15 protein-coding genes and 1 rRNA gene are annotated in these 11,657 nt (G+C 39.6%); 8 read left to right on the top strand and 8 right to left on the bottom strand.

Going from position 1 to position 11,657, the window contains the following annotated elements; genetic code table 11:
- The first annotated feature begins 64 nt into the window (after positions 1-64).
- The 3 genes from rrf (at position 65) to trhA (ending at position 2,241) form a co-directional block, all read left to right on the top strand.
- Positions 65-176 (top strand): 5S ribosomal RNA (gene rrf / locus ACEQ81_RS11500).
- A 71-nt stretch (positions 177-247) separates the two neighbouring features.
- A complete protein-coding gene (locus tag ACEQ81_RS11495; RefSeq protein ID WP_411031036.1) occupies positions 248-1,585 on the top strand; it encodes an amidohydrolase family protein in 1,338 nt (445 codons plus the stop codon).
- Positions 1,586-1,611: 26 nt separating this feature from the next.
- On the top strand, positions 1,612-2,241 hold the full coding sequence (gene trhA, locus ACEQ81_RS11490) for a PAQR family membrane homeostasis protein TrhA (protein WP_411031035.1): 630 nt from the start codon (positions 1,612-1,614) through the stop codon (positions 2,239-2,241).
- A gap of 31 nt (positions 2,242-2,272) precedes the next feature.
- Here the strand turns inward: trhA and ACEQ81_RS11485 are convergent, their stop codons facing one another.
- Complete coding sequence (locus tag ACEQ81_RS11485; RefSeq protein WP_411031034.1) at positions 2,273-2,944, bottom strand: ZIP family metal transporter; 672 nt, start codon at positions 2,942-2,944, stop codon at positions 2,273-2,275.
- An 89-nt stretch (positions 2,945-3,033) separates the two neighbouring features.
- Here ACEQ81_RS11485 and ACEQ81_RS11480 point away from each other — a divergent pair, with 89 nt between their 5' ends.
- Both ACEQ81_RS11480 and ACEQ81_RS11475 read left to right on the top strand, forming a co-directional pair.
- Entirely contained in the window at positions 3,034-4,203 is a 1,170-nt protein-coding gene (locus ACEQ81_RS11480) for a class I SAM-dependent RNA methyltransferase (protein ID WP_411031033.1), read from the top strand.
- Positions 4,200-4,430 (top strand): hypothetical protein, encoded by a 231-nt coding sequence (locus tag ACEQ81_RS11475; protein ID WP_411031032.1) that lies wholly within the window; start codon positions 4,200-4,202, stop codon positions 4,428-4,430. The genes ACEQ81_RS11480 and ACEQ81_RS11475 overlap by 4 nt, the downstream gene beginning before the upstream one ends.
- Position 4,431: 1 nt before the next feature.
- Here the strand turns inward: ACEQ81_RS11475 and ACEQ81_RS11470 are convergent, their stop codons facing one another.
- From ACEQ81_RS11470 to rlmD, 3 genes are read right to left on the bottom strand one after another with little or no spacing between them, the layout of a single operon-like run.
- On the bottom strand, positions 4,432-5,214 hold the full coding sequence (locus ACEQ81_RS11470) for a DUF6048 family protein (protein ID WP_411031031.1): 783 nt from the start codon (positions 5,212-5,214) through the stop codon (positions 4,432-4,434).
- Positions 5,195-5,695 (bottom strand): DUF6452 family protein, encoded by a 501-nt coding sequence (locus ACEQ81_RS11465; RefSeq protein WP_411031030.1) that lies wholly within the window; start codon positions 5,693-5,695, stop codon positions 5,195-5,197. The genes ACEQ81_RS11470 and ACEQ81_RS11465 overlap by 20 nt, the downstream gene beginning before the upstream one ends.
- Positions 5,696-5,723: 28 nt before the next feature.
- Complete coding sequence (gene rlmD, locus ACEQ81_RS11460; RefSeq protein WP_411031029.1) at positions 5,724-7,139, bottom strand: 23S rRNA (uracil(1939)-C(5))-methyltransferase RlmD; 1,416 nt, start codon at positions 7,137-7,139, stop codon at positions 5,724-5,726.
- 124 nt (positions 7,140-7,263) lie between these two features.
- Between rlmD and ACEQ81_RS11455 the strand changes: the two genes are divergently transcribed.
- The 3 genes from ACEQ81_RS11455 to rocD all read left to right on the top strand — a co-directional run bounded on the left by ACEQ81_RS11455 (position 7,264) and on the right by rocD (position 9,600).
- On the top strand, positions 7,264-7,812 hold the full coding sequence (locus ACEQ81_RS11455) for an RNA polymerase sigma factor (protein WP_411031028.1): 549 nt from the start codon (positions 7,264-7,266) through the stop codon (positions 7,810-7,812).
- A gap of 1 nt (position 7,813) precedes the next feature.
- Positions 7,814-8,194, top strand: coding sequence for a DUF6768 family protein (locus ACEQ81_RS11450; RefSeq protein WP_411031027.1), 381 nt, complete (start codon positions 7,814-7,816; stop codon positions 8,192-8,194).
- Between the two features lie 125 nt (positions 8,195-8,319).
- Positions 8,320-9,600 carry an ornithine--oxo-acid transaminase gene (gene rocD / locus ACEQ81_RS11445; protein WP_411031026.1) on the top strand — a complete coding sequence of 427 codons (1,281 nt, stop codon included), beginning with the start codon at positions 8,320-8,322 and terminating at the stop codon, positions 9,598-9,600.
- A 73-nt stretch (positions 9,601-9,673) separates the two neighbouring features.
- Here rocD and rplS read toward each other — a convergent pair whose 3' ends face one another.
- The 4 genes from rplS to ACEQ81_RS11425 all read right to left on the bottom strand — a co-directional run bounded on the left by rplS (position 9,674) and on the right by ACEQ81_RS11425 (position 11,652).
- Positions 9,674-10,024 (bottom strand): 50S ribosomal protein L19, encoded by a 351-nt coding sequence (gene rplS / locus ACEQ81_RS11440; protein WP_411031025.1) that lies wholly within the window; start codon positions 10,022-10,024, stop codon positions 9,674-9,676.
- A gap of 124 nt (positions 10,025-10,148) precedes the next feature.
- The gene (locus ACEQ81_RS11435) at positions 10,149-10,487 is read right to left on the bottom strand and encodes a hypothetical protein (protein ID WP_411031024.1); all 339 of its coding nucleotides are present in this window, start codon (positions 10,485-10,487) and stop codon (positions 10,149-10,151) included.
- Between the two features lie 5 nt (positions 10,488-10,492).
- Positions 10,493-11,167, bottom strand: a complete 675-nt coding sequence (gene trmD, locus ACEQ81_RS11430) for a tRNA (guanosine(37)-N1)-methyltransferase TrmD (RefSeq protein ID WP_411031023.1) — start codon at positions 11,165-11,167, stop codon at positions 10,493-10,495.
- Between the two features lie 38 nt (positions 11,168-11,205).
- Complete coding sequence (locus ACEQ81_RS11425; RefSeq protein ID WP_411031022.1) at positions 11,206-11,652, bottom strand: GNAT family N-acetyltransferase; 447 nt, start codon at positions 11,650-11,652, stop codon at positions 11,206-11,208.
- Between the last annotated feature and the right edge of the window lie 5 nt (positions 11,653-11,657).

The following is an 11,657-nucleotide window of genomic DNA, read 5'->3' as shown; positions in this document are numbered from 1 at the left end:
GATATTGCGCGGGCGCGATCCCAGAACCGATACCATCGGGAACTTGGGGCGCCACGTTAAAAATCTAGGTGGCCATGGCGACGGGGCCCACCCCTTACCATTCCGAACAGGGAAGTTAAGCCCGTCTGCGCCGATGGTACTGCCACACCAGGTGGGAGAGTAGGCCGCCGCCTTTCTTCGAGGTCCCTTGCAATTTGCAAGGGACCTTTTTTGTTTTTATGCTATCTTTATAAAAAAGGATAGTACCATGCATAAAACTACGATTACACTACTATTTTGTCTATTTGCTCTAACCATCTTTTCCCAAGAAAATCAAATCAAGGCCTTGGTAGGAGGTACATTATTGGATGGCTTTGGCTCCCACCCCATAAAAAACAGTGTAATAATCATTGAAGGCGAAAAAATAAAGACCGTTGGCACCATAGACAACACACCCATACCGCCTAATGCCGAAGTAATTTCAACAGAAGGGATGACCGTACTTCCCGGTCTATGGGATATGCATGTGCATACCATGATCAACGGACATGCCGACTATGCTTACTGGGATAAAACGTATCCACCCCTGTTCAAGGATGTTATAATGCCTTCATCCGCACATCAGCTTCTAATGGCCGGTGTTACTAGCGCCAGGGATCTTGGTGCCCCATTGGAGGCAAGCATCGCAGTACGAGATGCAATTAATAGGGGAGAAATACCCGGAGCAACCTTATATGTTTCCGGACCTTTTATTCAACACAAACCCTACCCCGGGACAGAAGATTTTAGATGGGGCGTAAATGGCCCTGAAGATGGTAGAAAGAAAATAAAAAAACTTGCAAAGGCCGGAGTGGATGTCATTAAGTTGATAGATCAGGATCAAATGACCATGGAAGAGCTAAAAGCGGTAGTAGATGAAGCACATAAGAATAACTTAAAAGTGGTAGCCCATGGCCACAGACCAGAAGAAATACGGAGGGGACTGCTAGTAGGGGCCGATTGCTTTGAACATACCGGATTGTCCTCTGCTCCAAAATATCCCGACGATGTAATGGAAATGATAAAAGAGCGTACCGCGCAAATGAACAAGGGACCTTTATTTTGGTGCCCAACCGTAGAAGGCTTGTACAACTATGAATATGTTAGGGACAACCATGAAAAGTTGGATAATGATTCCTGGCATTTGGGTTTACCCGATAGTGTAATCGTAGATATCAAAAAGAGTATAGCGCACCCGGATAGACTTCCCTATTTTCAGTTGACTCCTTCTAGAAAGCCAACATTAAAAACGAAAATAAATCAATTGTTGGATGCCGGTGTTGTTCTCATGATCGGAACGGATAGCGGTATACCCATGAAATTTCATAGTCAATCTACATGGAACGAGTTGGATGTCTGGGTGAACGAGTTTGGAATAGACCCCATGTATGCCATACGTTCCGCCACCTATTGGCCAGCCCTTTGGATGGGAGTGGCTGATGAAGTAGGGACCATCACCCCTGGGAAATATGCAGATATTATTGCAGTAGATGGCGATGTATTAAGGTATATAAGTTTATTGCAAAATGTGGATATGGTAATTAAGCACGGCAAACGTTATAAGTAAATGAATAGCTCTTACTAAGTAATTCAATGAAAGCTTTATCATATCAAGAAGAGGAAAGGCTAAATGCTTTGTCCCATGGTTTTGGGGCTTTGTTGGGGATAATCGGTTTTTTCATTCTTTTGGAACGCAATACAAACAAAAGTGATTTTGCCACGGCCAGCATCATAATTTATAGTCTGTCCCTTGTTATGCTCTTCTCGGCATCTACATTATATCATTCGGTATCGAAAGTTTCCCTAAAGCAAAGATTGCGAATTTTAGATCATATAAGCATCTACTTCCTTATTGCGGGGACCTATACGCCTGTAGCCTTAATAACATTGGTTGAAGGTAATGGCTGGCTGATTTTTTATTTGGTTTGGGGAATAGCAGCCGTAGGAACGGTTCTGAAACTTTTTTTTACCGGCAGATTCGAATATGTTTCGCTTTTACTTTATTTGGCTATGGGCTGGCTCATAGCATTCGACTTCCAAAATCTAAGAGAAGTAATATCAACCTTAGGCATTCAACTACTTTTCTTAGGTGGTTTTTTTTATACCTTGGGGATCGTTTTTTATGCCATCCGTAAAATCCCTTATAATCATCTCATATGGCACTTTTTTGTTTTGGGTGGAGCTATTAGTCATTGGTTAATGATCTATTATACAGTTATTTAGGTATAAAATCCACCAATATTCAAGGTATTTGTTACAATAGATAGGCAATAGCTATGCCCAGTATAATGACGACAAGTTTCCTTAGGTTAAAGGAATGACCTTCAGAACTTTCAAAAAGTATTACAGTGGAAATATGAAGTAGCACACCAACAACCAGGGCCGTTATTGGGGTTCTATAGATAGATACAAAATCCATATTTACCGCGAGGTAAGTCCCTAGTGGGGTCATTAAAGAAAATAGGATTATAAACAAAATTGCATAGGACAATCTAATTTTGGAGTGCAGTAAAAAGATACTTAAAATAATCGCAATAGGAATTTTATGTACCAAAATACCATATAGAATGGTACCATGTGCCTCTATGGGGAGTCCTTCCAATAAGGAGTGTATAGATAAACTTATAAAAAGTAACCATGGAAATTTTACGCTTTGGCTGTTGAGATGAACATGGCCATGTTCTGCTCCCTTGGAGAAAAACTCCAAAAATATTTGCAACAAAATACCACCCATCACAAATAGTCCAATGGTCTTTGGGTCACCATTAAGATATACTTCAGGGAAAAGTTCAAAAATAGTAAGGGCCAATAGAAATGCTCCGCTAAAGGGTAGTAACAACTTAAAAGCACCTTTAATTCTAGGTTTTGTGGCCAATACAAAGGCAAAACTTAGCAATACCGCCAAAACGGGTAATAAATAAATCATAGACTATAGATTAGCTGTTGGTATAATTTTGGAAAGTACACCCTAGGGTTTAAAATTAATGTATTTTTGCCGTATTCTTTTGGAATCGTATGAACAATAATTTTAAAATGATTGCCAAAACCCTATTCGGTTTTGAGGAAATTCTTGCTAAGGAATTACGCAATCTTGGGGCAAGTAATGTGGTAGAAGGTGTTAGGAACGTATCTTTTGATGGTGATACCGGATTTATGTACAAAGCCAACCTTTGTTTACGGACCGCTATAAAAATTTTGAAGCCTATTCATTCCTTTTATGTCAGGGACGAAAAAGATCTTTATCGAAAAATATATGATATGGATTGGTCTGCCTATTTAACGGCAGATACTACCTTTGCCATAGATACCACGGTAAATTCCGAAAATTTTACCCATTCGTTATATGTGTCCCAAAAGTCCAAAGATGCCATTGTTGACAAGTTCCGTGATACGGTAGGTAGAAGGCCCGATGTTGATATTAAGTTCCCTGATGTTCGATTAAATATCCATATTCAAAAGAATCAATGCAATGTTGCTTTGGATACCTCGGGTAGGTCGCTACACCATAGAGGTTATAGAACCGCTACCAACATCGCACCCATTAATGAAGTTTTGGCTGCCGGCTTATTGCTCTTAAGCGGTTGGGATGGCCAATGCGATTTTTTGGACCCTATGTGCGGCAGTGGTACTTTTTTGACCGAAGCGGCTATGATAGCCTGTAAAATTCCTGCCAATATCAACAGAAAAGAATTTGCTTTTGAGAAATGGGATGATTTTGACGAGGATCTTTTTGATAAAATTGTGGAAAGCAGCCTTAATAAGACGAGGGAATTTAGGTATAAGATCGGGGGTTATGATAAAGCGCCATCGGCTGTACGAAAAGCACAGGACAATATTAGCAATGCAAATTTATCTGAATACATTACCGTTGAGCGTGAAAACTTTTTTGAAACGGAAAAATACACGGAAGGCCAGCTACATATGGTTTTTAATCCACCTTATGGGGAACGCCTTAATATAGAAATGGAGACTTTCTACTCAAATATAGGAGATACCCTAAAGCAAAAATACCCTGGAACTGATGCCTGGCTTATTACATCAAATTTGGAAGCTCTAAAATTTGTAGGATTACGTCCATCTAGAAAGATCAAAGTGTTTAATAGTCATTTAGAATCTCGCTTGGTAAAATATGTTATGTATGCTGGTAGCAAGAAAGCTAAATATAATAAGACCATTAAAGAATGAGACCAAAATACAAGGCATTACTTTTTAATTTCATTGGGTTTGCCGCACTATTTGTGGTTATCCGGTTGGCCTTAGGGCATTATTTTCCTATAAGTCGTATTTTTTTGGCGGTTACCTCGGCCATTGCAGCGAACATTTTAGCTCCCAAATTTGGTGCAATTAAAACGGATGATGGCGAAAAAATAATGATGAAATGGGCTTTTATGAAAGGTATGCGAGAACTATGACCTATTCCTGATTTTCTTCTTCTTTCTTCGGTTTTTTGGCCTTTTTATAAAGTGGAAGGAAATAGGTGATAGAATAGTTATATCCTACACCAAAATTACTGTCATCCGTTACCTTATTAAATCCTGGAATCCATAGATTGGGAAAATTTTCATCTTCGGTGTTGGTGATCAAAAAACCTAAACGTACACTGGCACCCAAATAGATGTTGGCAAATAGTTCTGCTTTCATACCAAAAACGATTTCGAGCCAAGAAGCATTTAACCCATCAAATTCTTGAGCTTCGGATGACCCAGGGACAAAATCATCTGGACTAAAAAATCTGTTGCTGTCGAAAAAATTAAAACTATTTAATGTTTGACTAAAACTACTGAAAGCATAACGACCCCCAATATGAATGGAATTGTTCATGCCGTACCAATTTTCATAGGTATTATAATCCACACCAAGTTTTATATAACTACCAGAAGTAGTGTAGTTGTACAATATACCTTGGAGGTCGTTCGAAGCATTGGTTAATTCTTCTTCCTGGGTCTTTTTCTCATTTCCCAACTCGGCAGCTACGTACAACCGTTGGCTAATTCTATAATCCCCAACAATTTCCAGTCCGGTATAGTCATCATTAAGAAAAGAAAGTACCGGTCTGCTTAAATCAATTCCCGCTCTTAAGCCATAAGGTTGTTTATAGACCACGGTATCTTTTGGTTGCAGGTCAATGGGCTTGCTCTGAGCCTGCCCAAGGAAGAAAACCAAACCGAAGCAACTACTAATGAAATATTTTAACATGGGCCGTAGTTGAATTTTCCACTGAGGGGGTTACTATTGTTATATCTTGGATCCAATTGTCGGAATCCGTGGTCAAGGTATTCGTTAGATTATTGTAATTGGCAACAAATCCACAAGCCCTAGAAATGAATACCTCCTGAGTTTCGTAATCAAAAGCAAGGGTATCCATGTTCTCCGTGGTCTCATCGTCTGGAGTAAGGTTTCTTGATAAAATGAAGGAAGTGCTTGCCTCGCCTATCCTAAGAGGTATTGCTATAGAATCTGTGCCCGCATTAGGAATAACCCCCACCACGGATCCATCAGAAGCAAGACCGCTCACAACCAGGCCAGATACACTCTTTAACAGGGTGGTGTCCGCTACGTCATAAAACCGAATTACCAATAGAGGAGTATCGCCGTCCACACAGATGTCATCTTTTTCACATGCCGCAAAAGAATACATTGCCAACAGTATTAAAAATAGTACCCTTATTTTACGCATAAAAAATCTTCGTATTTACCATTAGCAATTAGGCTTGGCGCTTTTCCAAAAGTACAACATTTTCTACATGATGTGTTTGCGGAAACATATCTACTGGTTGTATTTTTTCAACAACATAATCATCTTTCATTAAGGCAAGATCCCTGGCTTGGGTGGCAGTGTTACAACTTACATAAACAATTCTTTTTGGCGAGATGGTTAAAATTTGTTTCACTACGTCTTGATGCATACCATCCCTTGGGGGGTCGGTTATGATAACATCTGGCACACCGTTGGCAGTAATAAAGTCTTGGTTTAGAATTTTTTTCATGTCGCCGGCAAAAAAATCTACATTCTTAACGCCATTGGCCATGGCGTTGGTCTTTGCATCGGCTATGGCCTCGGGCACGGCCTCTATGCCAACCACTTTTTTTGCCTTTTTAGAGACAAATTGTGCTATGGTACCCGTGCCGGTGTATAGGTCATAAACTATTTCTGTCCCCGTTAAACCTGCAAAATCCCTAGTGATCTTATAAAGTTCATACGCTTGTTCTGCATTGGTCTGATAGAATGATTTTGCATTTATTTTAAACTGTAACCCTTCCATTTCCTCTATGATATGATCTCTTCCCGAATGGCAGATGACCTCCTGGTCATAAATGGTATCGTTCTTTTTTTGATTCACAACATATTGTAGAGAGGTAATCTCTGGGAATACCTTGATAACATGATTTAACAGCAGGTTTATTTTTTCGATATCATTCTTAAAGAATTGCAATAGTACCATTAGTTCACCATTAGACGATGTTCGTATCATAAGTGTTCTTAACAGGCCGCTCTGGTTTCTGGGGTTAAAAAAAGACAGGTTGTTGTTAATGGAAAAATCTCTGATCTCTCGCCTTATGGCGTTGGAAGGATCCCTTTGTAAATGGCATTTTTCGATATCCAAAATTTTATCCCACATGCCCGGGATATGAAAACCCAAGGCGTTTTTATCCTTAATTTGCTGATCGGAATTTATCTCATCTAACGTTAGCCATCTGCTATCCGAGAATGAAAACTCCATTTTGTTGCGATAAAAATATTGGTTTTTGGCCCCTAAGATTGGTGAAGCCTCCGGTAGGTCCAAATGTCCTATACGAGTAAGGTTGTTGATTACTTCCTTTTGTTTGTATCGTAGTTGGTGCTCATAGCCCATATGTTGCCATTTACACCCTCCACATACTCCAAAATGTTGGCATTGCGGGGCAACACGTTTGTCGGAGAGCGAATGAAAATTGGTGGCAATACCCTCAAAGTAGGCTTTCCTTTTTTTGGTCGTTTGCACGTCAACAATATCGCCAGGTACTGTGTTGGTCAGAAAAATAACCCTTCCGTCCGGAGCTTTGCCAATTGTTTTTCCCTTGGCACCTGCATCCAATACCTCTACGTGTTCAAAGACTTGCCTTTTGTTCCTTTTTCGCATAGCGCAAAAGTACTAATAGGAATGTATTTAAGCAGAAATTATAACACTTATCTTTAATAGGATCAAATACTTTGAAAAAAGTTGAACCTTTTGTCCTTTTTCCGGTCTTAAAGGTGTACGCAGTATGGAAAAAAGCAATAAAATTTTCGACGGACTCTTGGTGTTGCAATACCGTTCTGGCAACCAGAAGGCCTTGTCGCTACTGGTAAACAGATATCATCTTAAGCTATGTAGGCACTCGTATTGGTATACACATGATGCCGAAGTAGCTAAGGATATTGTGCAAGACTGCTGGGGCATTATGGCGAACAAATTATCTGGCCTAAAAGACCCAAACAGCTTTGGAAGTTGGGCAACAAGAATTGTTACAAGAAAATCCTTGGACTACCTGGAAAAGGGTAAAAAAACAAGGGAGAACCTAGAAGTTTACTCCAAAACCGCACAACCATACGAAACACAGGAAAATACAAGCGATAGGGAAGCGGATATCTTAAGACTCCAAAAAGCTATAAAACAATTACCTAAGGATCAACAAATTGTGATTAGGCTATTTTATACGGAGGAATATTCGCTAAAGGAAATGAGCGGTGTCTTGGATGTTTCCGTGGGGACCATAAAATCTAGGCTTTTCCATGCACGCGAAAAATTAAAATCAATTTTAAAAAATAAGTAGGATGAAAAAAAACACAGAAAAAATAGACGAGCTTATAAAAGAGGCACTTACCAAGGAAGAGGCAAAATTTTATGATGAATTGGGAGAACAGAATCTTTTCGGTAAAATCAATGAGGTTTATAGGGGCAAAATGGGTTGGTTGGCGATAATTATGAATATAGTACATCTGGTAATTTTTGTTTTGTTTGTGTACTGTATTGTAGCATTTTTTAATACCGATGTAACCAATGAGCTAATTAAATGGTCGGCAGCCGGTTTCTTATGTATGATAGTTATGGGGATGCTAAAGTTATATGTATGGATGCAAATGGATAAAAACGATTTGCTGCGGGAATTAAAGCGTTTAGAACTACAAATATCTGCCTTAACCAATAAATTATAGGGATAATTATCTTCGTTGTTTCTAGTTAGGATTGATTAAATATTTAGTAATTTGCAGCCTCTACGTAGGATGATTTCTCTCCCTAAGAAGGAATTACTGAAGTTTTATTTAAAATATTCTAGGTTATGTCAGTTTTGGAAACAACAAGCACCCAAGATGCCATTGCATTGGAAAAAAAACACGGAGCTCATAATTACCATCCGCTCCCTGTAGTATTAAACAGGGGAGAAGGAGTGCACGTATGGGACGTGGAAGGAAAGAAGTATTACGATTTTTTATCTGCTTATTCGGCGGTGAACCAGGGACATTGTCACCCTAAAATTATTGGGGCCATGACCAATCAGGCCCAAACATTAACACTTACGTCCCGGGCATTTTATAACGATATGCTGGGTAAATTTGAGAAGTACGCCACGGAAACCTTTGGTTTTGATAAACTACTTCCGATGAACACAGGTGCCGAAGCTGTGGAAACAGCTTTAAAACTTTGCCGGAAATGGTCTTATGAGAAAAAAGGCATTCCGGAGAATAAAGCACAGATCATAGTATGTGAGAACAATTTTCATGGGCGTACCACAACCATCATTTCATTTTCCAATGATCAAGTTGCCCGAAAGAATTTTGGTCCGTATACGAAAGGGTTCATCAAAATTGAATATGATAATCTAACCGCTCTTGAAACCGCTTTGTCCGAGAACCCGAATGTGGCCGGTTTTTTGGTAGAACCCATTCAAGGTGAAGCAGGGGTCTATGTTCCATCAGAAAGCTATTTAAAGGCTGCTAAAGCACTCTGTGAGCAGTATAATGTACTTTTTATAGCAGATGAAGTGCAAACGGGAATAGCCCGTACAGGAAGGTTGTTGGCCACCTGCGGAAACTGTGGCTGTGAGAACAAGCATTGCAGTGGTACACCCGAGGTAAAACCCGATATTTTGATTTTAGGAAAAGCGTTGTCTGGTGGTGTATATCCGGTTTCCGGTGTTTTGGCCAACGATAACATCATGGGGGTAATACGTCCGGGTAATCATGGAAGTACCTTTGGTGGTAATCCAATAGCTGCAGCAGTGGGTATAGCCGCACTAGACGTTGTAAAAGAGGAGCAATTGGCACAAAATGCGTATGAGCTTGGTGAATTATTCCGTAAAGAGCTAAATGCATTTATCCCTACTTGTAATATTGTCAACGCCGTACGGGGCAAAGGGCTTTTAAATGCCATTTTAATAAATGATACTGAAGAAAGCACAACGGCCTGGGACATTTGCATCGCCTTGAAGGAAAATGGCCTGTTGGCCAAGCCTACTCATGGCAATATCATCCGTTTTGCACCTCCTTTGGTAATGACGGAAGAACAATTATTAGATTGTGTATCTATTATAACAACTACTTTAAGAGCTTTTGAGTGTTAACTGTAGTAAGTGTATTATAAAAAAAACCGAAAGCATTGCTTTCGGTTTTTTTAATCTCTTTAATTTTAAAGTATTAAGCACGTACTTCTTTAATTCTTGCCTTTTTACCGGTAAGACCTCTAAAGTAGAAAATACGAGCTCTACGTACTTTACCTTTTTTATTGACCTCAATTTTCTGTAGGGCGGGCATATTTACAGGGAAAATACGCTCAACACCTACGGTGCCAGATATCTTACGAATAGTAAACGTTTCTGTGGAACCGCTACCTCTTCTTTGGATTACAACCCCTCTAAAAAACTGGGTACGCTTTTTTTCTCCTTCCTTAATTTCATAATAAACGGTGATGGTATCACCAGCAGAGAATTTGGGAAATTCTTTTTTAGGAACAAATTCGTCTTCAACAAATTTTATTAATGCTTCCATTTGTATGGTTTTCAATTATTTAAAACCAACATTCACGATTTTCGTCAGAGGTTGATTTTACCGACTGCAAAAATAGATAATAATTGTTTACCAACAAGGGAAATAGTGCTTTTTTAAGAAGGAGCTATTTGGCACTATTCATAGAACCATTCATTTTTTTTATCACTGTTAAAATCAATAGTAAAACACCTATGGCAAATACCAAATGGGAGATTCCATTGATAATAGAGAATATACCTTGTATCCTTAGTATGGCTTCCGGGCCGGTCTTACTGGCTAGGGTCAACATCACAAAACCACCAATGCCAAAGAGTACGGAAAAGGAGATCCCCAGCAACATCAGTATCGATGCAAAAGACTTTTGCTTAAGGAAAAGTATAACGGAAATAACCAATAAAAGCAATTGCCCTACAGCATGGAGAAAAGAACCTACGGAAAGCAATACGGGAATGTTTTCGTTCATTTTTCTTATTTCAATAAATCGGGTCTACGTTTTTCCGTTCTTTCATAGGCTTTGGCTTCGCGCCATTTCTCAATTTCCGGAAAGTTACCGCTTAACAGTACCTCTGGGACTTTCATTCCTTTGTATTCGGCAGGTCTTGTGTATACTGGCGGTGCCAAAAGATCGTCTTGGAAAGTATCTGTCAGTGCAGAAGTTTCATTGTTCAATACCCCTGGAATCAACCGTATTACCGCATCGCAAAGAACTGCCGCTCCCAGTTCCCCGCCAGATAATACATAGTCGCCTATGGAAATCTCTTTAGTGATCAATTTGTCCCTAACTCTTTGGTCTACACCTTTGTAGTGACCGCAGAGGATAATAATATTTTTTAAGAGCGATAGACTATTCGCCATTTTTTGATGTAGGGTTTCCCCATCGGGGGTCATATAAATTACCTCGTCATAAGAACGTTCTGCTTTCAAACCTGCTATACATTTATCAATGGGTTCTATCATCATAACCATACCGGCCCCACCACCAAATTGATAGTCGTCTATCTGATTGTAACTCTTGTCGGTATAGTCCCTCAGGTTATGCATATGTACTTCTACATGGCCCTTATCTATGGCCCTTTTGAGTATTGAAGCCTCGAAGGGACTCTTCAATAGCTCGGGGAGTACAGTAATTATATCGATGCGCATAGGATAGTTTTACTTTGTGCTTTCGGTCCTAAAGCGAATTAGGATATGGGAGCGGTCCAAAAGTAATGAAAACATTGCGAATCTTTTTGCCACTCCAAGCGTTCATAGAGTTTTTGTGCCGGATTGTCCTTGGCTGTCTCCAAAGCCAAACCTTTAAATTTTTTAGTGATACAATGGTCCTTAGCTGCATTTAATAAAGCTTCGCCAACGCCTTTTTTTCGATGCCCATGATCCACATAAAGGTCGTTTAGAATAAAAACGGGCTTTAGACTAACGGAAGAGAAGGACCTATAGAGTTGTGTAAACCCTACTGGAGTGTTGTTTATCTGGGCAAAAAAAACAACAGATTCATCGTTGCCCAAGCGTTGTTGCAGAAATAATCTACAGGCCCGTATATCACTGTCCTGTTTGTAAAAGACCCTGTAGGCATCTAACATTGGTGCCAACAGGTCTACATCATCTAAAGTAGCTCTTTTAATGTTCATAGCGG

This window comes from Spongiimicrobium sp. 3-5, from assembly GCF_046557915.1.
In the GTDB taxonomy this organism is placed as follows: Bacteria; Bacteroidota; Bacteroidia; order Flavobacteriales; family Flavobacteriaceae; genus JBHEBG01.
The sequence above is the reverse complement of the archived record's forward strand: the minus strand, read 5'-3'. Positions and strand labels throughout refer to the sequence as shown.

What these genes read in the sequence shown, in the direction of transcription:
- ACEQ81_RS11495 (WP_411031036.1), top strand. Translation starts at nt 248, where the DNA reads ATGCATAAAACTACGATTACACTACTATTTTGTCTATTTGCTCTAACC.
- trhA (WP_411031035.1), top strand. Translation starts at nt 1,612, where the DNA reads ATGAAAGCTTTATCATATCAAGAAGAGGAAAGGCTAAATGCTTTGTCC.
- ACEQ81_RS11485 (WP_411031034.1), bottom strand. Translation starts at nt 2,944, where the DNA reads ATGATTTATTTATTACCCGTTTTGGCGGTATTGCTAAGTTTTGCCTTT.
- ACEQ81_RS11480 (WP_411031033.1), top strand. Translation starts at nt 3,034, where the DNA reads ATGAACAATAATTTTAAAATGATTGCCAAAACCCTATTCGGTTTTGAG.
- ACEQ81_RS11475 (WP_411031032.1), top strand. Translation starts at nt 4,200, where the DNA reads ATGAGACCAAAATACAAGGCATTACTTTTTAATTTCATTGGGTTTGCC.
- ACEQ81_RS11470 (WP_411031031.1), bottom strand. Translation starts at nt 5,214, where the DNA reads ATGTTAAAATATTTCATTAGTAGTTGCTTCGGTTTGGTTTTCTTCCTT.
- ACEQ81_RS11465 (WP_411031030.1), bottom strand. Translation starts at nt 5,695, where the DNA reads ATGCGTAAAATAAGGGTACTATTTTTAATACTGTTGGCAATGTATTCT.
- rlmD (WP_411031029.1), bottom strand. Translation starts at nt 7,139, where the DNA reads ATGCGAAAAAGGAACAAAAGGCAAGTCTTTGAACACGTAGAGGTATTG.
- ACEQ81_RS11455 (WP_411031028.1), top strand. Translation starts at nt 7,264, where the DNA reads ATGGAAAAAAGCAATAAAATTTTCGACGGACTCTTGGTGTTGCAATAC.
- ACEQ81_RS11450 (WP_411031027.1), top strand. Translation starts at nt 7,814, where the DNA reads ATGAAAAAAAACACAGAAAAAATAGACGAGCTTATAAAAGAGGCACTT.
- rocD (WP_411031026.1), top strand. Translation starts at nt 8,320, where the DNA reads ATGTCAGTTTTGGAAACAACAAGCACCCAAGATGCCATTGCATTGGAA.
- rplS (WP_411031025.1), bottom strand. Translation starts at nt 10,024, where the DNA reads ATGGAAGCATTAATAAAATTTGTTGAAGACGAATTTGTTCCTAAAAAA.
- ACEQ81_RS11435 (WP_411031024.1), bottom strand. Translation starts at nt 10,487, where the DNA reads ATGAACGAAAACATTCCCGTATTGCTTTCCGTAGGTTCTTTTCTCCAT.
- trmD (WP_411031023.1), bottom strand. Translation starts at nt 11,167, where the DNA reads ATGCGCATCGATATAATTACTGTACTCCCCGAGCTATTGAAGAGTCCC.
- ACEQ81_RS11425 (WP_411031022.1), bottom strand. Translation starts at nt 11,652, where the DNA reads ATGAACATTAAAAGAGCTACTTTAGATGATGTAGACCTGTTGGCACCA.